This window comes from Brevundimonas sp. GN22 (genome assembly GCF_054824005.1).
Window position 1 is genome coordinate 1 of sequence record NZ_JSYD01000029.1, and the last position, 17,741, is coordinate 17,741.

19 protein-coding genes and 1 pseudogene are annotated in these 17,741 nt (G+C 60.5%); 10 read left to right on the forward strand and 10 right to left on the reverse strand.

The genetic code is table 11. The features are described from left to right. Window positions 1–163 precede the first annotated feature (163 nt). Window positions 164–1,033 (reverse strand): 3-deoxy-8-phosphooctulonate synthase, encoded by an 870-nt coding sequence (gene kdsA / locus OB03_RS04790; RefSeq protein WP_461343378.1) that lies wholly within the window; start codon window positions 1,031–1,033, stop codon window positions 164–166. A gap of 167 nt (window positions 1,034–1,200) precedes the next feature. On the opposite strand from kdsA, the gene sseA reads away from it, so the two are divergent. Then, a complete protein-coding gene (gene sseA, locus OB03_RS04795; RefSeq protein ID WP_461343379.1) occupies window positions 1,201–2,037 on the forward strand; it encodes a 3-mercaptopyruvate sulfurtransferase in 837 nt (278 codons plus the stop codon). 3 nt (window positions 2,038–2,040) lie between these two features. Here sseA and OB03_RS04800 read toward each other — a convergent pair whose 3' ends face one another. Beyond that, window positions 2,041–3,363: a dicarboxylate/amino acid:cation symporter gene (locus tag OB03_RS04800; RefSeq protein WP_242913366.1), complete on the reverse strand. Its 1,323-nt coding sequence runs from the start codon at window positions 3,361–3,363 to the stop codon at window positions 2,041–2,043. 31 nt (window positions 3,364–3,394) lie between these two features. Beyond that, on the reverse strand, window positions 3,395–4,510 hold the full coding sequence (locus OB03_RS04805; protein WP_242913365.1) for an amino acid ABC transporter substrate-binding protein: 1,116 nt from the start codon (window positions 4,508–4,510) through the stop codon (window positions 3,395–3,397). A 77-nt stretch (window positions 4,511–4,587) separates the two neighbouring features. Between OB03_RS04805 and metC the strand changes: the two genes are divergently transcribed. Next, window positions 4,588–5,766: a cystathionine beta-lyase gene (gene metC, locus OB03_RS04810; protein ID WP_242913364.1), complete on the forward strand. Its 1,179-nt coding sequence runs from the start codon at window positions 4,588–4,590 to the stop codon at window positions 5,764–5,766. A 73-nt stretch (window positions 5,767–5,839) separates the two neighbouring features. Continuing rightward, complete coding sequence (locus OB03_RS04815) at window positions 5,840–7,021, forward strand: DNA cytosine methyltransferase (RefSeq protein ID WP_461343380.1); 1,182 nt, start codon at window positions 5,840–5,842, stop codon at window positions 7,019–7,021. A gap of 93 nt (window positions 7,022–7,114) precedes the next feature. Here the strand turns inward: OB03_RS04815 and OB03_RS04820 are convergent, their stop codons facing one another. Then, window positions 7,115–7,846 carry a hypothetical protein gene (locus OB03_RS04820; RefSeq protein WP_461343381.1) on the reverse strand — a complete coding sequence of 244 codons (732 nt, stop codon included), beginning with the start codon at window positions 7,844–7,846 and terminating at the stop codon, window positions 7,115–7,117. Window positions 7,847–7,945: 99 nt separating this feature from the next. On the opposite strand from OB03_RS04820, the gene OB03_RS04825 reads away from it, so the two are divergent. Both OB03_RS04825 and OB03_RS04830 read left to right on the forward strand, forming a co-directional pair. Beyond that, entirely contained in the window at window positions 7,946–8,566 is a 621-nt protein-coding gene (locus OB03_RS04825; protein ID WP_461343382.1) for an LOG family protein, read from the forward strand. A gap of 106 nt (window positions 8,567–8,672) precedes the next feature. Further along, complete coding sequence (locus OB03_RS04830; RefSeq protein WP_242913360.1) at window positions 8,673–8,963, forward strand: CC_3452 family protein; 291 nt, start codon at window positions 8,673–8,675, stop codon at window positions 8,961–8,963. A gap of 73 nt (window positions 8,964–9,036) precedes the next feature. Here the strand turns inward: OB03_RS04830 and gltX are convergent, their stop codons facing one another. The 3 genes from gltX to OB03_RS04845 form a co-directional block, all read right to left on the reverse strand. Next, the gene (gltX, locus tag OB03_RS04835; RefSeq protein ID WP_242913359.1) at window positions 9,037–10,371 is read right to left on the reverse strand and encodes a glutamate--tRNA ligase; all 1,335 of its coding nucleotides are present in this window, start codon (window positions 10,369–10,371) and stop codon (window positions 9,037–9,039) included. Window positions 10,372–10,517: 146 nt separating this feature from the next. Further along, the gene (gene dksA, locus OB03_RS04840) at window positions 10,518–10,952 is read right to left on the reverse strand and encodes an RNA polymerase-binding protein DksA (RefSeq protein ID WP_242913358.1); all 435 of its coding nucleotides are present in this window, start codon (window positions 10,950–10,952) and stop codon (window positions 10,518–10,520) included. 188 nt (window positions 10,953–11,140) lie between these two features. Beyond that, a complete protein-coding gene (locus OB03_RS04845) occupies window positions 11,141–11,566 on the reverse strand; it encodes a flagellar assembly protein FliX (protein WP_242913357.1) in 426 nt (141 codons plus the stop codon). A 182-nt stretch (window positions 11,567–11,748) separates the two neighbouring features. Between OB03_RS04845 and OB03_RS04850 the strand changes: the two genes are divergently transcribed. From OB03_RS04850 to OB03_RS04865, 4 genes are all read left to right on the forward strand, one after another. Continuing rightward, window positions 11,749–12,870 (forward strand): flagellar basal body P-ring protein FlgI, encoded by a 1,122-nt coding sequence (locus OB03_RS04850; protein ID WP_427846567.1) that lies wholly within the window; start codon window positions 11,749–11,751, stop codon window positions 12,868–12,870. Further along, window positions 12,870–13,181: a rod-binding protein gene (locus OB03_RS04855; protein WP_461343383.1), complete on the forward strand. Its 312-nt coding sequence runs from the start codon at window positions 12,870–12,872 to the stop codon at window positions 13,179–13,181. Before OB03_RS04850 ends, OB03_RS04855 begins: the two co-directional genes overlap by 1 nt. Further along, entirely contained in the window at window positions 13,178–13,618 is a 441-nt protein-coding gene (locus OB03_RS04860) for a flagellar basal-body protein FlbY (protein WP_242913355.1), read from the forward strand. Before OB03_RS04855 ends, OB03_RS04860 begins: the two co-directional genes overlap by 4 nt. Before the next feature lie 94 nt (window positions 13,619–13,712). Next, the gene (locus tag OB03_RS04865) at window positions 13,713–15,305 is read left to right on the forward strand and encodes an EAL domain-containing protein (protein WP_461343384.1); all 1,593 of its coding nucleotides are present in this window, start codon (window positions 13,713–13,715) and stop codon (window positions 15,303–15,305) included. Here OB03_RS04865 and OB03_RS04870 read toward each other — a convergent pair. The 3 genes and pseudogenes from OB03_RS04870 to OB03_RS04880 all read right to left on the reverse strand — a co-directional run bounded on the left by OB03_RS04870 (window position 15,259) and on the right by OB03_RS04880 (window position 16,972). After that, on the reverse strand, window positions 15,259–16,422 hold the full coding sequence (locus OB03_RS04870) for an ATP-binding cassette domain-containing protein (RefSeq protein ID WP_461343400.1): 1,164 nt from the start codon (window positions 16,420–16,422) through the stop codon (window positions 15,259–15,261). The genes OB03_RS04865 and OB03_RS04870 overlap by 47 nt on opposite strands. Before the next feature lie 12 nt (window positions 16,423–16,434). Next, window positions 16,435–16,788: pseudogene (locus tag OB03_RS04875) on the reverse strand (ATP-binding cassette domain-containing protein); the annotation flags it as partial. 43 nt (window positions 16,789–16,831) lie between these two features. After that, window positions 16,832–16,972, reverse strand: a complete 141-nt coding sequence (locus OB03_RS04880) for a hypothetical protein (RefSeq protein ID WP_461343385.1) — start codon at window positions 16,970–16,972, stop codon at window positions 16,832–16,834. A gap of 143 nt (window positions 16,973–17,115) precedes the next feature. On the opposite strand from OB03_RS04880, the gene OB03_RS04885 reads away from it, so the two are divergent. Then, window positions 17,116–17,637, forward strand: a complete 522-nt coding sequence (locus tag OB03_RS04885) for a group III truncated hemoglobin (RefSeq protein ID WP_461343386.1) — start codon at window positions 17,116–17,118, stop codon at window positions 17,635–17,637. The last annotated feature ends 104 nt before the right edge of the window (window positions 17,638–17,741 follow it).

Sequence of the window (17,741 nt, forward strand, 5' to 3'; positions counted from 1 at the left end):
CTTCGGGCGATATTCGGCTGACCTCGCCGTACACAAAGCGGTCGAGCATCAGGTCACCGACACAGGCGACCTTGAGGCCCTTGATGCGCTCCAGCAGGTTCTGGAGCTCTGCGAGATCGAATGAGCGTTCAGCCATACTGCCGAACTAACGGATTCCTGCCGATCAGGCCACAGGGCCCTTGGCACCAACTTTGATTGCCAGATCATCGAAGGCGATCAGTTCGGCAGCCAAAGCTTCGAAACGGTCCAGCGGGACCATGTTCGGACCGTCCGACGGTGCGTTATCCGGATCTTCGTGGGTTTCGATAAAGACGGCATCCACACCGACCGCCACAGCCGCACGACCCAGAACCGGAACGAACTGGCGTTGACCGCCCGAAGACGTACCCTGACCGCCCGGTTGCTGCACGCTGTGGGTGGCATCGAACACGACAGGGCAACCGATAGCCTTCAGTTCGGGAAGGGCGCGCATGTCGCTGACGAGGGTGTTGTAGCCGAACGAAGCACCACGTTCGCACGCCATGACGTTGAGATTGCCTGCACCCGTGATCTTGGAGATCACGTTCTTCATGTCCCAAGGGGCGAGGAACTGACCCTTCTTGACGTTGATCGCCTTGCCCGTCTTGGCCGCGGCCAGCAGCAGGTCGGTCTGACGGCATAGGAAGGCCGGAATCTGAAGGACGTCGACATATGGAGCCACAGCTTCGCACTGGGCCTCCGAGTGTACATCCGTCAGGGTCGGCAGACCGACCGTTTCGCGGATTTCCTTGAAGATCGGCATAGCCGCTTCGAAGCCGATACCGCGCGCCGCCGAGGCGCTGGTGCGGTTGGCCTTGTCGAAGCTGGTTTTGTAGATGATGCCGACGTTCAGACGCTCGCCGATCTCTTTCAGGCGCCGGGCCGTCATCAGGGCATGTTCGCGGCTTTCCATCTGGCAGGGGCCGGCGATGAAGACGATGCGGTTGCCGCCGCCAATGACGACCGGCTTGGCAAGACCGTCAGACAGGGTGATGACAGAGTTGGGTTGGGTCACGGCGAAACCTTCAAATTCACGATTCGACGCACGTCCTGCGTCGTAGGGTTGGCCGTTAGGTGGCGTCCCTCGTGTCGGAACGCAAGTTATCACGCGCTCACCTTTGGTGACCACTCTGACACAATCATTTCAAACGACACGATTTCCGATCGTGATACGGATACCGAATGACCCAATCTGTCTCGCCTGTGATCACCGCTGCAGAGTTGGCAGCCATTCTCGACAACGATGACCCGCGCGTCATTGATGCCAGTTGGTGGATGGATAAACGGGACGCGCGCCTCGACTTCGCCGAAGCACATATTCCCGGAGCGACGTTCATGGACGTGGACGCCGTGTCCGATCCTGCATCGGCTCTTCCCCACACATTCCCGACTGCGGCCCATTTTGCGGAAACAGTCGGCGGACATGGCATTTCCAATGACAGCCACATCGTCGTCTATGACACTCAAGGTCTGTTTTCCGCAGCGCGCATGTGGTGGCTGTTCAAGACGTTCGGGGCCTGCAAGGTGCAGGTTCTGGACGGCGGTTTGCCCAAATGGCTGGCAGACGGCCATGCTGTCGAAATAGGCCAAGCACGCCCGCGACCGGCCGCCCGGTTCGAGCCCTCGCAGGATCAGTCCGCAGTCGCCTATCTGGACGACGTGAAGGCCGCCTTGGGCACATTTACGCAGATTATCGATGCGCGCGGTGCGGCACGCTTCAATGCTCAGATGGCAGAGCCGCGCCCCGGTGTGCGCAGCGGCCATATGCCCGGCGCGCTGAACCTGCCTTTCGGCAACCTCCTGAATGCTGATGGCACAATAAAAGGCGGCTCCGAACTGGAAGCCGCCTTCAAAGAAATCGGTGTCGATTTTGATCGTCCCGTCATCACCAGCTGTGGCTCCGGCGTTACTGCCGCAATCCTGACGTTGGGTCTGGAACTGCTAGGTAAGCCATCTCAGCTTTATGACGGATCGTGGACCGAATGGGGGAGCCGCGAGGACACCCCCATCGAGCCCTAGGCATCAGGCCGTAGCCACAACCGGTTCGGTGCCTTGATCGGCGTCCGGCGTGTCTTCCTCGCCGCGCGACACGAGTGTCGCTACAACGAGGTCGCCCGATACATTCAGCGTGGTGCGGCACATATCCAGGAAGCGATCGACGCCGAGGATCAGGCCGATACCTTCCGGGGGAACGCCGACGATGCCGAGGATCATGGCCACCACCGGCAGCGAGCCAGCCGGAACCCCAGCCGTGCCGATACCGCCGAGGATACAGATCATCATCACGACGAACTGCTGACCGAGGCTGAGGTCAACGCCAAAGAACTGGGCGAGGAACAGCACGGTCACGCCTTCAAACAGCGCGGTGCCGTTCTGGTTGGCGGTTGCGCCAACGGTCAGAACGAAGCGGGCGATCTTGCGCGGCAGGCCGAGGTTCTCCTCAGCGACGCGCAGCGAGACCGGAAGGCTGGCATTCGACGATGCGGTCGAGAACGACACCACGATGGCTTCGCGGATGTCCTTGAAGAAGGTCACCGGATTGCGGCCGCCCATGGTCCAGATCAGCAGCGGATAGACGACGAACATGTGGATCGCCATTGCGCCCACAGCTACACCGACGAACGCTGCCAGACGTACCAGCAGATCCCAGCCAAATAGAGCCGCCAGATTGAACATCAGGCAGGCGATGGCATACGGGGCCAGCTTAATGACCAAGCCGATCAGCTTCATCATCACTTCGAAGACGCCCTCAAGGGTCTTCAGCAGGTGGTCGGTGGCGCTGTTGCGCACCATGACGACGCCAATGCCGAACAGCATGGCGAACACCATGACCGGCAAGATCTGGTTCTCAGCAGCAGCCGCGAAGACGTTGGTCGGGACCAGGTCGAGGAAGAACTCGCCCGCCGAACCACCGGCCTTTGCATTTTCTACGATATTGGCTGCACCGGCCTTGCCCTGATCCAGCAGTTGCTGGGCCACAGCCGGATCGACACCGTCACCCGGACGGAAGACGTTCACCATCACCAGACCGATGAGGACGGCAACGGCCGACACCAGCACGGTGAACAGCAGGCTCTTGATACCGGCGCGGCCGAGAACCTTCAGGTCCCCCATCTCGGCTACACCGACGACGAGCGCCGAGAACAGCAGCGGCAGAACCAGCATGAACAGCAGGCGCAGGAACAGTTGGCCGATCGGACCGGTCACATTGGTCGTGACCCACTGGACCCAATAAGAATCGCCGCCCACCGTCGTATTGACCACAAGACCGCCGGCGAGGCCGACGACAAAGCCGATCAACATCAACATATGCAGTGGCAGGCCGCGTTTGGATGCCTGATCCATGAATCCCCCTTACAAAACTGGATTATGCCGCCTAGCGGATAGGTAAGCCGTAAATCAAGCCACCCTGTGATGCGCTCCATTGAGCGTTCAGTCCACGCTCCAAATCGAGCGGTGATTGGTGACCAATGTTCTTTTCGAAAATCTCGCCATAGTTGCCTTCGGCCGCGATAGCATCGCGCGCCCAGGTGCGGCTCAAACCCAAGCGAGGACCGAAGTCCCCTTCAAAGCCGAGCAGGCGGCTAACGTCCGGAGAGCCTTCATCCTCTTTGATGGACTTGGCATTGGCTTTGGTAACGCCCATTTCCTCTGCGGATATAAGGGCATTCAGCACCCATCGCACGATGGCGGTCCAACGCTCGTCACCGGCTCTGACGACCGGTCCCAGCGGTTCTTTGGACACCACTTCAGGCAGGACAATGTGCTGCTGTGGGTCGGTCATAAGGCTACGCGCGGCAGCCAGTGACGACACGTCGCCCGTAAGCGCATCACACCCTTCCCGCGCGTAAGTCCGACGTGCTTCTTCCTCGCTGGGAGCGACGACAGGGCGAACATCAATTCCGCGTGTACGGAAATAGTCCTCCGCATTTAGTTCGCTGGTTGAGCTTCCGTGGACACAGATGCGAGCTCCATTCAGCTCGGTCGCGCTCGCGAGATTGAGTGCGCGGCGCACCAGGAAGCCCTGACCGTCGTAGTAATTGATTCCCGCGAAGGCCAAATCGCCGCCGGTGTCGCGGCTCATCGTCCAGGACGTGTTGCGCCATAGAACGTCCACACGTCCCTCTTTCAGCGCGTTAAAGCGTTGTGCAGATCCCAGCGGCACAAAGCGGACGGCGTTCGGGTCACCTAATACAGCCGCTGCAGTCGCTCGACAGAAATCGACATCGAAACCGCGCCACTGGCCTCGGTTGTCCGTATAGGCAAAGCCCACCAAGCCTTCATGAACACCGCAAATCAGGTGGCCGCGCGATTTGATCCGCGCAAGCGTGGGACTGGCATGGACGATCTCCGGAAGATCATCTGCCGCCGAAGGTACGGAAGTGTGCTCGTTACCCGCTGTCTTTGTATCGCGCTGACAGCCGGCCAGCACCAGAGACGCCGCTATAGCAACGATCAAACCCACTTTGCGTGCGCGTGACGTCTCTTCCATACGCAAATCTCCTGCGGCAGCATGCACCCTCGGGTCTTTAGACCTCTGTATTCGGCAAGCTGCAACCTAGGATGCCAATGAGCGACCCCAAAGACAGTCCACACGGCCTTGCCACACGCATAATTTCCACGGCGACCCGTCGGGGTCAGGGTCGGAGACCGGTAAATCCTCCCATCGAGCGCGCCTCGACCATGCTCAGCGACGATCCCGCGCAAATGAACAGTTCGCGCGACGGTCCGGTCTATGGACTGGAGGGCGGCAGCGCTGCGCAGCAGCTTCGTCGCGTCCTGAGCAATATGGAGGGCGCAACCGACAGCTTTATCGTGCCCTCGGGCCTTGCCGCGGTAACCGTCCCGCTGACCGCAGTGCTCCGCCCCGGCGACGAGGTTGTATGTACCGATGCTGTCTATGGTCCCACGCGCCGCTTCCTGACGCGGCATATGGCGGACCGTGGGGTCACCACGCGCTTTCATCCGGCGGACGCGACGGCTGCCCAGATCATCGAATGTCTCACGCCGAGTACCCGTATCGTCATAATCGAAGCCCCCGGATCACTGACGTTCGAGGTGGTCGATATGGCTGCAATCGGTTTGGCCTGTCGGGAACGCGGCATCATTACTGTGGTCGACAACACATGGGGTGCGGGTCTGGCCTACCGACCGCTTGAGCATGGCTTGGATATTAGTGTGCAGGCGCTGACCAAATATGTGGGCGGGCACTCCGACATTCTGATGGGCAGTATTTCGGTGCGCCATCCCGCATTAGCCCAAACCGTTTTTGAGACGATCGACGACAATGGCTGGCATGTCTCGCCGGACGATGCCTGGCTGGCATTGCGCGGCGTGCGTACCTTGCCCGTGCGTTATCGTAGCCAGTTCCAGTCAGCTATGAAGGTGGCCGCTTGGCTGGAGACGCGTCCAGAAATCTCCCGCGTGCTCTATCCGCCCCTGCCCTCGTCTCCCTATCACGGACTTTGGCGGGACCAGTTCGACGGCGGAGCGTCCCTGATTGGCGTGGTAATGAAGGGCGGCAACCGTTCGGACGCGCATCGCCTGATGTCGGCGCTCAGCCTCTTCGGAATGGGCTATTCGTGGGGCGGGTTCGAGAGCTTGATCACCAATGACACCTCCCAGTTGGAATGGCGTGTCCACCAGCAGGCTTTGGAGGGGGAAATCCTGCGCCTCCACATTGGGTTGGAGGACGTTGATGACCTTATCGCCGATCTGGATCGTGGACTAAGCGTCTGGAGCACCTAAAGCCGGGTTTACGCGCGTTACGGCGGCGTCCACACTTCGAGCGTCCGATTCCCGCCCGCCCCATGATGTGTTGATGCCCACCTTCTACGAATTCTTCGCTGGCGGCGGCATGGTGCGTCAGGGCCTCGGGCCTGACTGGCACTGTGTGTTCGCCAATGACTTCGATGCCAAGAAAGGCCTGTCTTATCAGGCCAACTGGGGCACTGGCGGCGAACTGCTCGTCAGTGACATCCGCAAAGTCGAGACGTCCGACCTCGCCGGTCGTGCCGACATGTGTTGGGGCAGCTTCCCCTGTCAGGACCTTTCGCTAGCGGGTTGGGGAAAGGGGTTGGCTGGAGAGCGGTCTGGCACTTTCCACGTCTTCTGGTCCCTGATCGAGCGACTCAAGGCCGAGAAACGCGCGCCGCGAATGGTGGCAGTCGAAAATGTCTGTGGCGCGCTGAGTTCGCGTGGCGGCGAGGATTTCATCCGCATCTGCCAAAGTTTCGCGGACGCGGGTTATCGCTTTGGCGCTTTGGTGATCAACGCCGATCAGTTCGTGCCCCAGTCGCGCCCACGCCTGTTCGTCATCGGGGTTGCCGAGGATCTCGTCATCCCTGAAGAGCTGGTCTCTCCTGAGCCCATCGCGCCATTCCACAACGCGCCGCTGCGTCGCGCCGCGTCCAAACTGCCCGACGCCGTACGCGAACAGATGGTTTGGTGGAACTTGCCGATCCCGCCACGTCGCGCACAGGACTTCGTCGACCTGATCGAGGATCGTCCCAAGGGCGTCGAATGGCATTCGGCTGAGGAAACTCGCGCGCTTTTGGCAAAGATGTCCGACGTGAACCGCGCCAAGGTTACGGCTGCCAAGCGTGCAGGACGCCGGATGGTCGGCGGCATCTATAAGCGTACGCGCCGCCTGCCCGACGGCACCAAGGTTCAGCGCGCCGAAGTGCGCTTCGACGATGTAGCCGGTTGCCTGCGCACACCTTCCGGGGGTTCCAGCCGCCAGATCATTATGGTCGTGGACGGACGCCGCATCCGCACGCGCCTGATCTCTCCGCGTGAAACGGCTCGCCTGATGGGGCTGCCTGATACCTATCGCCTGCCTAAAAACTACAACGACGCCTATCACCTGACCGGAGACGGTGTTGCCGCGCCCGTGGTCGACCACTTGGGCCGGTATCTGTTCGAGGCTCTGCTGGAAGCATCAGGCCAGCAGGTCGAAAAAATACCCGACGCTATGGAGCGCCGGGTGAAAGGTATTCAGTGATGGTGGGTGTCTCTAAGAAATTCAGAGAACGTCCCTAGATCGTGCTGCTTTGGTTAACAAAAGGTTAACCGTAAAGATTTCATTACCGAACGACTACATATCGACGGGCAACCACGTCGTTTGCACAGCCTTTCCACCGAGATTACGCGTCAGTAGCCAACCACCGCCGACTATCTGGGGCGGTGATTCCAGTCGCCCTACGCCGGGGAAATCATAACTTCTGTCACCCACCGCGATAGCTGTGGCCGATGCCCCGCCCGTCGCGGCCAAAACCCAGCGCCCCTCTCGATCCGGACGTGGCGTGTAGGTTTCCTGACCGATGCGAACTTTCGGTCCGGTATTTGACGTGGTCCGGCCGGACAGGATCAACACCACCCCATCGGTATCGACGGAATCGAGCGGCCCACTTTTACCAAGCCTCTGGCTGGCCTCTCCATCCAGAACGGTTACCGCCAGAGGCGCTTCACCCGGCACGAGATAAAGCACCCCCTGCCCGTCAATGAAGGTTTGCCCCACCTGCGCTTTCGGTTTCAGTGCAATGCCCGTGGACGGCGCATCCAGTTCAATAGTGAACTTACCGTCGCGATCCGCATTCGCCGCAAAAACAGTGCCCTCAGCGCTGGATAACACCACCCTACCACTCGGCTCTGCAACACCTGAAAGTGCCACTCGAAGGCCGTCCCAACGGGCAGATTCGACCGTCGGTGGCCGCTGCCAGTCCGATCCGGCAGAGCGTTGTCCACCCACCTGATCGGCCTCGGACTTGCACCCCGACAAGGCCATGAGGGATACAAGCGCGGCGGCGGCCATTGATTTGGCCGACATGCAACGTTTCATCTTTCCATCCCCCTCGAATTCTCTTCTAGATAGATGCTCGCCCCATTACATGGGAAATATCCTTCTTTTCCCCCAATTATGATTGCCATGACTGTACTGAAATCCACTGTCGCGCCCTATGAAGGTCAATCGGTATGCCTGTTCTGCGCATCGTCCGATGGCAATGACCCCGTCTATCTGGAGGCAGGCCGCGAGTTTGGACGCCGTACGGCCGAAGAAGGCTGGCGACTGGTCTATGGTGGTGGTGGCGTGGGCCTGATGGGTGCTGCTGCGCGCGCGTCTCATGCCATTGGTGGTCGCGTCGTAGGCATTATGCCGGGCTTTCTGCGCAGCCGCGAACGTCTGTTCGACGAGGTCGAGACGGTGGTCGTGGAGTCCATGCACCAGCGCAAGCAGATGATGTATGACGAATCCGACGTGTTCGTCGTCGCTCCTGGGGGCATCGGCACCCTCGAAGAAGTGGTGGAATTGCTGTCGTGGAAGCGATTGGACCTGCACGCCAAGCCGGTGATTTTCCTCAATATCAACGGCTTCTGGGATTCGTTCTTCAAACTGGTTGAAGACACAGTCAACGCCGGCATGACACCCGCCAGCTTCCTGGAGGCCTACACCGTGGCCGACAGCGTCGAAGACGCCATTGCCCAGATGACATCCGCTGAGGACACCCCCCATATCCGTCACGATCCGAGAGGGGCTGCGACAAACTGATCGCTGGTAACAGATCGACGTTCAGTTAGGTTGACAGTAGTCAAAAAAGACGCACAACTCCCGATCCAGAGGTCCGGAGAACGGGCCCCCGTTCAGGAGATTTACTATGCGTGCCCTCACCCTCGCGGCGGCCATTCTGATTGCTGGCCCCGCTTTTGCCGAAGCTCCGGTCACCCGCGCTACGCTGGCTGACGCGTCCAAGGCTCCAGCCGGTCGTGTCATCATCGACGGCGCGAGCTGGAGCTGCGAAGGCGAAGCCTGCGTTGCTACGGGCGGCTCGGCCCAACCGGCAACCCGCGCCTGCCGCCGCGTCGTTGCCCGCATCGGCAAGGTTTCGGCCTTTTCCTACAAGGGTCAGGAACTGAGCGCCGAACAGATTGCGGCTTGCAACGCCTGATCTGACCCGATCCGAATACGAAAAAGGCCGCCCCGTCAGGAGCGGCCTTTTTTATTGGTTTGTTGTTCGGCCGTTAGGCTGTTTCGCCCTTCAGGCGAGCGACGATGCGCTCACGGCTGATCATCGGCACAATCGCACCCATGTCTGGACCATGCGGCTGACCCGTCAGCGCCAGACGCAACGGCATGAACAGGCTCTTGCCCTTGGCACCGGTCTCGGCCTTTACGGCACCGGTCCAAACAGACCAGACGTCCGCATTGATGTCTTCCGGCAGCAGCTTGAGAGCGGCTTCGGCGAAGGCTGCATCTTCGATCACCGGCGTAATCGGGCCGTTGATGATGGCAGCCATACCCACGACTTCCTTGAAGAAGTGCAGGTTCGGGCGGACGGCGTTCCAGAACGCCTCACCCAGATCCACGCCCAGTTCGGCCAGACGCGGCTGGGCCACGGCGTAATCCATGACCTGCAGAGCCTGAGCATTCAGGCGGCCCAGGTCGGCTTCATCGTAACGCGCAGGCGAGCGGCCCATCTTCGAGAAGGAGAAGGCTTCGCCCAGTTCCTTCATTGAAGGGGCGACCTCGAGGTTGTCCGAAGTGCCGATCTTGCCGAGGTGGCTGGTGATCGCAATCGGCTCATACCCGTCGGCGCGCATGTCCATAATCGCCAGCGAGCCCAGACGCTTGGACAGCGCCGAACCATCGGCACCGACGAGCAGCGGCATGTGCGCGAAGCCCGGAACCTTGGCACCCAGCGCTTCGAAAATCTCGATCTGCGCGCCGGTGTTGGTGACGTGGTCTTCACCGCGGATGATATGGGTGATTTCCATATCGATGTCATCGACCACCGACGGCAGGGTGTAGAGGAACAGGCCGTCAGCGCGGATCAGAACCGGATCCGACATCGAAGCCGTGTCCACCTCAGCGTGACCACGGGCGAGATCTTCCCACGACACGCGCTTGCCTTCCAGTTTGAAGCGCCAGTGCGGGGTGCGGCCCTCAGCCTCGTAGGCGGCCTTCTGCTCCTCGGTCAGGCTCAGAGCTGCGCGATCGTAGATCGGCGGCAGGCCGCGCGACAGTTGCACCTTGCGACGCAGGTCCAGCTCTTCCGACGTCTCGTAGCAAGGGTAGAGGCGGCCCGAAGCCTTCAGCTTCGCAGCGGCTTCCTCATAGCGGTCAAAGCGCTTCGACTGGTTGTAGCGCTCGTCCCATTCCATACCGAGCCACTTCAGGTCGATCTCGATGTTGTCTTCCGACTCCTTGGTCGAGCGGACCAGGTCGGTGTCGTCAATGCGCAGCACGAACTTGCCGCCCTGCCCCTTGGCGAACAGATAGTTCACCAGAGCGGTGCGAACGTTACCGACGTGCAGTTTACCCGTCGGAGACGGGGCGAAGCGGACCTTGACGGACATGATAGCCTTTGACCTCAAAACGAGGCGGTTAGGTCGCGCTCTCGACCCTCGAAGTCAAGGCGCGAGGCGGATTATTGCCCCCGTCCGATATTCTGAAACGAAGAATGGCCGCTGAAACCAGGTTCCGCGGCCATTCCCGTTTTACTTTAGTCGTCGCGGTGAACGCGTTCGCGGCGTTCGTGTCGCTCTTGCGCTTCGACCGACAGGGTTGCCGTCGGGCGGGCTTCGAGACGTCCCAGACCGATAGGCTCACCGGTCTCTTCGCAATAGCCGTAGCTGCCGTCCTCGATGCGGCGCAGCGCGTCGTCGATCTTGGAGATCAGCTTGCGCTGGCGATCCCGCGTCCGCAGTTCGAGCGCGCGGTCCGCTTCGGACGATGCACGATCCACCAGATCGGGATGATTTTCTGTTTCGGCTTTTAGATTGGTCACCGTGCCTCTGGCTTCGAGAAGGATGTCTTCCTTCCACTGCAGAAGCTTGGCCTTGAAATAGGCCAGCTGCCGTTCATTCATGAACGGCTCGTCGTCCGACGGTCGATACTGGACCGGCGTGGGATGAACCAAAGAAGCGGTTGCGTTCATTAGCTTAACGCTCGTTTCCATCGCGCCCCCCTGTGGCGCAAGGCGGCGTATAGGGAAGGTCTGAGCCCGTAGCAATCCCGTTCGCGTTTCCGTGATACGGCAAAGCCTGCATGATCAGTGGATAACACGGCAATTACAAACGCAGATTGTACGACCTTGGTCGAACAATAATGCGGAAATTTCAGGACTTAACGCCCACTCCGTCCCCCTGCCTTGGCGATCTCGACGGCTGCCCGCAGATCGATCTGATCTAACAAGGTTTTAAGGTCGCCCTCTTCGCCTTCGGGGCGAGATTCAGCCATAGCGCGAGCTAAAGCCTGCAAATTGACGCTCGACGACTCACCTCCGAGCAGCGCCAATTTCAGCTCGTCGAGCTTATCGAGCAGGTTCGATCCGCGACGAATGGCACGGCGACGACGCTCCATCGGGTCCTCTACGCCTTGCAACGCCATAAGCGCCGACATGCCCGCAACGCCGGAGGCCGCGCTGGCGGCACTGGTTGCGCTGGACGACGCTGCACCCGTAGAACCCGGAAGACTAAAGCCCGCGCCCGTACGCGACGACGGACGAGACGTCGGGGTTGTGGACGGGCCGCCTACACCATTGACCTTCATCAGTCTTAACTCCTGCCTACCCCTGCAAGCTCTGCTATCAGGCTGAAATCTTGGTTAACGCCCCGGCATTTTTTGCCGCACACCCGCTCCGCCTCAGAGCGTGGCATTGATTTTATTCGGAAAATTATTCGGCACGAAGTTCGCATGGTTAATCGCGAACACCAAACAGGGACGCCTGTCTTATGTCGAAGTTTCTTACCACCTTTATGGCTCCGGTTGCAGCCCTCGCACTCATTGCGTCTGCAGCGGTCCCGTCCTTGGCCCTCGCCCAGTCGCGCATCAAGGATGTCGCGACGGTAGAAGGCGTCCGTAGCAATCAGCTGATGGGCTACGGTCTGGTGGTCGGTTTGAACGGCACAGGCGACTCCCTTCGCAACTCTCCCTTCACGCGCCAGTCGGTGGAAGGGATGATGGAGCGTCAGGGCGTCAACATCCGCGGCTCAACGGCCAATACCAAGAACGTCGCTGCGGTGATCATCACCGCCGAACTGCCCCCGTTCGCGGTTCCCGGCTCGCGCCTTGATGTGACTGTATCGGCCATGGGCGACGCCAAGAGCCTACTCGGCGGCACGCTTATGGTAACGGCGCTGCAAGGGGCTGACGGCCAAGTTTACGCCGTCGCACAGGGTGCCGTGCAAACAGGGGCTGTTTCGGCTTCGGGCGGATCAGGCTCGTCCATTACGCGTGGCGTGCCGACGGCGGGCCGCATCTCGTCTGGCGCAGTCGTTGAACGCGAAACGGGTTTTAGCCTCCAGAACATGGATGTGCTTCGTCTCGCACTGCGCAACCCTGACTTCACCACCGCCCAGCGCGTCGCCGCATCCATCAACGCCAACTTCCCGGGCACCGCATCGGCGGAGAACGGCACGGTCATCTCTCTGCGCGCACCGCAGGGCCAGTCCATCGCCAACTTCATCAGCAGCGTCGAGAACATGCCGGTTCAGGTCGACAGCCCGGCCAAGGTCGTGATCGACGAGGTCAATGGCGTGATTGTCATGGGCGAAGCAGTCCGCATATCCACCGTCGCTATCGCACAGGGCAATCTGACCGTATCGGTGCAGGAAACCCCCGCCGTCAGCCAACCCAACGCTTTCAGTAACGGCCAGACCGTCGTCACCCCCCAGTCGTCGGTTCAGGTCGAAGAGGAAACCGGCCGCCGTATGCAGATTGTCGGCGGCAAGACGTCACTCTCGTCGCTGGTCAACGGTTTAAACGCCCTGGGCGTCAGCCCGCGCGACATGATCTCCATCCTGCAGGCCATCAAGGCCGCAGGTGCACTACAAGCCGACATCGAGGTCATCTAATGGATGCCAACTCAGTTTCCCCCGCTCTGCTCCGTCCGGCCAGCATGTTTCCAGCTCCCGGCGAGGACATGTCCGAAGCTGCGATGCGCAAGGTCGCAACGGATTTCGAGGCCAGCTACCTCTCACAGATGCTCAAGCCCATGTTTGAAGGGTTGAAGTCGGACGGGCCCTTTGGCGGTGGTGCCGGCGAAGAGATGTGGCGCGGCTTCCTCGTCGAGGAGATGGGCAAACAGACCGCTCGCGCTGGGGGCGTCGGACTGGCCGACACGGTTCTGTCGCACATGCTCAAGGCCCAGGAGGGTCTGGTATGATGCTGGACCCCGAAATGGCGGGCCTGCAGGTCCAGAAGCTGATTTCTCTGACGGAGCAGCTGGATCAACGTCTTCGCACCGAATTGGAACTCATCCAGTCGAATAAAGCTGCCCACATTGCGCACGGCATGGCCCAGACAGCAGACCTCGCCAACGAATATCGCCGCGAGTCTGCCCGCGTTAAGGCCTCGCCCGGTTTGATCGCGAACGCGCCGATGGACCTAAAGCGCGCGCTGGTTGCGGCGACCGAGGCGTTCGACGCCACTCTGGCGACCCATTCGGAGGCCGTAGAGGCCGCTCGCCGGATTTCGGAAGGGCTGGTCCGCACCATCGCCAACGAGGTCGCAGGGGCCCGCGCCATGGGCACAGGATACGTCGCCTCGGGTCACGCAGCGGCCGGTGACGGGCGTGCTGTCGCACTCGATCGAAAGGCTTGAGCGGTCAAGCTTAGCCATACCGGGTTGCGTAGCGATACCTCTGCCGTCATTGTGACGCACAACAATGTCCACCCAACAGCGTTGATTCCAGCTTATGTCGCTCGCTCCGCGTCTATTGGGTCTGGCCTTTGCGGCCGCGGATTCCCTTGTCGAGCTCGACGCTAGGGGAGTCGTTCGCTTCGCTCTGGGGGCCGGCCCCACTTCATCCATGCCGGTTGCGTCATGGGTTGGGCATTCGCTCGCCGACTTGCTGACACCGGATACTGCAGCTCAACTTCGCGACACGCTGAGCAAACTCCAGCCGGGCCAACGCAGCAGCTCTCTCCATATCGAGATCGATTGCGGGCACGGCGTGATCCGTCAGGCGCACCTGCACGCCTTCAAACTGCCCGAACTGGCTCCGGCCGTGTCGTGCTCGCTAACCTACATCACGCACAAGGCGAACGCTGGAGCGGCAGCCCTGCCCGAGGGCATTGCGGACGCCCAGGAACTGATGGGCGAACTGCGTCAGCGGCTGGCAAATCATTCTGCAGACGAACTCAAGACCATGTCCCTGTCGTTCGTCGATGTCGGCGGCATGGAAAACGTGTCGAGTGACAAACAGGCGTCGATATATTCGGGACTCTATTCCGTCCTGCGCTCCATTTCTCTCGGCGGCGAATGTGCAGGCCGCATATCGGGATCGCGTTATGCCGTTGTCAGCCAGACCAACAATGGTCGCGACATAGAAGCAGAGTTGAAGGCCGTCGGTACTATGGAAGGTGTTCCTCTATCCGCCTCGGCCCAACAGACCCCTATCGGTACCGATGCAGCCGCCGCCTTGCGTGCCATGCGCTTCGCCATCGAGGCCTGTCTGCGCGAAGATATCGATAATCCGGCAACCGGCTTTGCCGAAATGCTGGAGCGCACGCTGAAAGACGCAGAGCGTTTCCGCAATACGGTACGCGACCGTAACTTCAGCCTGCACTACCAGCCCATTGTCGATCTGAAGACACGCGCGGTCCATCACTTCGAAGCCCTGTCACGCTTCCCGAACTCCACCGGTCCCGGCCCTGCGATCAAAATGGCCGAGGAACTGGCCCTGATCGAAGCCTTCGATCTTAGCGTGGCGGAAATGGCTGTACGTAAGCTGCGCGCACCCGGTAGCGGCCTGCTGAAGTTCGCAATCAATGTTTCGGGTGCGTCACTGTCTAACGATGCCTATGTCACGGCCTTGCTGGCCATGACGGCATCGACGCCCGAAGTACGCAAGCGCTTGTTGGTCGAAGTGACCGAGACTGCTGCGCTTGCGGAAATCGCCTCTGCCAACCGGCGCCTGAGCGGCCTTCGCGATGTGGGCATCAAAATCTGTATCGACGATTTCGGCGTGGGCTCGGCCAGCTTTGACTATTTGCGCGGCCTGAACGCTGACATTGTGAAGATTGACGGCTCCTTGATCCGGGACATCGTTTCCGAGCCCCGTATCCGCACCCTGATCAGCCATGTCGTCGAACTGGGCCGTTCCCTCGGCTTGGAAACTGTCGGCGAGATGGTCGAGACTGAGGATCAGGCCAAGGCCCTGCAAGAACTGGGCGTCGATTATGCCCAAGGGTGGCTGTTCGGGCGCGCAGAGCCGGAGCCGCGCACCCAGATTGGTCCTTCTATAGTTCGCGCCCGTCGCCGCGGCGCAACCGAGAGCTGGGGCTAAGGCTGATTTCCTGATCGATGCCGATGGCGTCCAGGAAATGGCGGTCATGGCTGACCACAATCAGCACACCGTCATAGGCTTTGAGCACCTGCTCCACCGCTTCGACCGAATTCAGATCCAGATGGTTGGTCGGCTCGTCCAGCAACAGGAATTTGGCCGCTGGTTTACCCGCAACAACGCAGGCGAGCCCTGCCCTGACCCGCTCACCACCGGACAGCTCGCTCACACGTTTCTGGGCTGCCTTATTCCGAAACAGAAAACGAGCCAGCGCCGCCTGCGCCTCTTCCACCGTACCCGTCGGATTGAGGCGCAGCCATGCGTCCCGCAAAGTCTCGTCGTTCCGCAGGATTGAAAAATCCTGGTCCAGCAGTACAGGCTTGATGGTGCATTCCAGTGTCCCTGCCGAGTGGGAGATTTGGCCCGTTAAGGCACGAAGCAGGCTGGATTTGCCGCTTCCATTCGGTCCGCTCAAAGCCACGCGCACGGGGCCTCTGAGATGGACATCCACGGGATCGAACAAGCGCCCGCCGCCGAGGTCAACTTCCACTCCCTCAAGTCTCAACACATCGGCACCGGCAGAAAGCCCCGTCGAGACGACAGGGATATCCAGTGCCTGCACGCGTTCCAACGCCTGCTGTGCCTCGGTGACGCGGGCTTGACCGTCTTCCAGACGTCTAGAAGCCTGAGCCATCTCCTTGCCTGCAGAGGACTGTGCGGCGGATTTGCGAAGTCCTAGGACGATATTGGGCAAACTGCCTGAACGGGCATTCTGGCGTCCAGCGCTGTCACGCTTGGCGCGACGCTCGCGCATGGCCTGGGTCTCTCGCTCGAGGGTTTCCAATGATCGGGTCGCGCTCTCGGCTGCGGCTTGGGCCGCGTCCAACTCCAGATCACGCTGATGGCGATAGACGTCGTAGTTGCCGCCATAGCTCCGCAGGCCGGAGGGCGAGATCTCAACGATGCGGTCCACCGCCATCAAAACCTCACGGTCGTGACTGGCAATGATCAAGCTACCGTCCCATCCGGCAATGAGATCTAGAACGGCCTGCCGTCTGCGGCCATCGAGATGGTTGGTCGGCTCATCCAACAGAGCCACATCAGGCTCTGCCATCACCATCCCCGCCAGATAAGCGCGGGTTCGTTCTCCGCCGGAAAGGCTGGCGAGTCCGGTGTCGATATCCACATAGGGTAGGCCTACCTTGGCCAGCGCCCGCTCTACCCGCTCTTCTAACGACCAGTCGGCAGTTTCAAAGTCTGCTTCTGTGGCCATGCCCTTAAGAACACGGTCCACGACTGCGATCTGGCTGGCTACACCCAGCGCGTGGGCGACGGTCTCGTCTGGTACCGGCTGGCCGATCTGGGGCAGGGTCCAGACAGTACCGGACACAGTGACGCTCCCCTCATGGACGAGGTTCTCGCCATTGATAGCGCGAAGCAGGCTGGTCTTGCCGCAGCCATTACGACCGACAAGGCCGATGCGTTCGGCACCAAAGGTTAGATTTGCAGGTTCGAAAAGCCTTGTGCCGTCAGTCTTGAGGACGGCGAACAATCCGAGGGTCACGCGTGCGGACGCGGATGGGTTTTGGCTTGGGTTGAGCGGCATTGAGCACCAGAAGCAGCGAGGCAGACAACACGGTTACGGTTGCGATGGCCAGGGCGCTGATCATGGTGTTCGAGCTCCTCTACAAAAAAATGCTCGAAGGGAGGATGGGGTCTGGTCACACGCTGCGCAAGTGCAAAACGCCCCATTTCGGCAAATCCAAGCGTCGCGCGCTTTGGTAAACCCGCCCGCAATGCCTATGTAGGGGCTATGAGCAGCGGCCACCGTCAGACACTAAGCTTCACCGTGCAAACGCCGGAGGATCGGCTGGAAGCCGTCGCCCGTCGCACGGCTGCAACAGAGAAACTCCGGCAAGAGACCGGCATCTCCGAAAACCTCATCGACCAGTTGGTGGAAGCGTTTTACGAGCGCGTCCGCGATGACGAGATGCTGGGCCCCATCTTCTCTGCCCGGATCGAGGACTGGGGGCCGCATCTGGCGCAAATGAAGTTGTTCTGGTCCTCGGTGGCTCTGTCGACAGGGGTCTATCAAGGCCGTCCGATGCCCAAGCATCTGAAGCTACCCATCGATGCGCGCCATTTTGACCGCTGGCTTCAACTGTTCGAATCCACCGCCAGCACACTTTGCACTCCACTTCAGGTCGAGCATTTTCTGGTACGCGCTCGCCGCATCGCCCAAAGCCTCGAGCTTGGCGTGGCCAATGCCAACGGGATTATGCTCGACAATGGCCAACGCTATATGCGCGCTGTGGAGGCGTGGCAGCCGGAGTGAGGCTTTCGTCGAGCACGACTCGACTAAAGTTCCACTTTTGTTCTAGATGATCCGAAGCGTCCGAATTCCCATATAAGCCGCTTCGCAGACGAACCTGTTCCCCT

What these genes read in the sequence shown, in the direction of transcription:
- sseA (WP_461343379.1), top strand. Translation starts at nt 1,201, where the DNA reads ATGACCCAATCTGTCTCGCCTGTGATCACCGCTGCAGAGTTGGCAGCC.
- OB03_RS04800 (WP_242913366.1), bottom strand. Translation starts at nt 3,363, where the DNA reads ATGGATCAGGCATCCAAACGCGGCCTGCCACTGCATATGTTGATGTTG.
- OB03_RS04805 (WP_242913365.1), bottom strand. Translation starts at nt 4,510, where the DNA reads ATGGAAGAGACGTCACGCGCACGCAAAGTGGGTTTGATCGTTGCTATA.
- metC (WP_242913364.1), top strand. Translation starts at nt 4,588, where the DNA reads ATGAGCGACCCCAAAGACAGTCCACACGGCCTTGCCACACGCATAATT.
- OB03_RS04815 (WP_461343380.1), top strand. Translation starts at nt 5,840, where the DNA reads ATGCCCACCTTCTACGAATTCTTCGCTGGCGGCGGCATGGTGCGTCAG.
- OB03_RS04820 (WP_461343381.1), bottom strand. Translation starts at nt 7,846, where the DNA reads ATGTCGGCCAAATCAATGGCCGCCGCCGCGCTTGTATCCCTCATGGCC.
- OB03_RS04825 (WP_461343382.1), top strand. Translation starts at nt 7,946, where the DNA reads ATGACTGTACTGAAATCCACTGTCGCGCCCTATGAAGGTCAATCGGTA.
- OB03_RS04830 (WP_242913360.1), top strand. Translation starts at nt 8,673, where the DNA reads ATGCGTGCCCTCACCCTCGCGGCGGCCATTCTGATTGCTGGCCCCGCT.
- gltX (WP_242913359.1), bottom strand. Translation starts at nt 10,371, where the DNA reads ATGTCCGTCAAGGTCCGCTTCGCCCCGTCTCCGACGGGTAAACTGCAC.
- dksA (WP_242913358.1), bottom strand. Translation starts at nt 10,952, where the DNA reads ATGAACGCAACCGCTTCTTTGGTTCATCCCACGCCGGTCCAGTATCGA.
- OB03_RS04845 (WP_242913357.1), bottom strand. Translation starts at nt 11,566, where the DNA reads ATGAAGGTCAATGGTGTAGGCGGCCCGTCCACAACCCCGACGTCTCGT.
- OB03_RS04850 (WP_427846567.1), top strand. Translation starts at nt 11,749, where the DNA reads ATGTCGAAGTTTCTTACCACCTTTATGGCTCCGGTTGCAGCCCTCGCA.
- OB03_RS04855 (WP_461343383.1), top strand. Translation starts at nt 12,870, where the DNA reads ATGGATGCCAACTCAGTTTCCCCCGCTCTGCTCCGTCCGGCCAGCATG.
- OB03_RS04860 (WP_242913355.1), top strand. Translation starts at nt 13,178, where the DNA reads ATGATGCTGGACCCCGAAATGGCGGGCCTGCAGGTCCAGAAGCTGATT.
- OB03_RS04865 (WP_461343384.1), top strand. Translation starts at nt 13,713, where the DNA reads ATGTCGCTCGCTCCGCGTCTATTGGGTCTGGCCTTTGCGGCCGCGGAT.
- OB03_RS04870 (WP_461343400.1), bottom strand. Translation starts at nt 16,422, where the DNA reads ATGGTGATGGCAGAGCCTGATGTGGCTCTGTTGGATGAGCCGACCAAC.
- OB03_RS04880 (WP_461343385.1), bottom strand. Translation starts at nt 16,972, where the DNA reads ATGATCAGCGCCCTGGCCATCGCAACCGTAACCGTGTTGTCTGCCTCG.
- OB03_RS04885 (WP_461343386.1), top strand. Translation starts at nt 17,116, where the DNA reads ATGAGCAGCGGCCACCGTCAGACACTAAGCTTCACCGTGCAAACGCCG.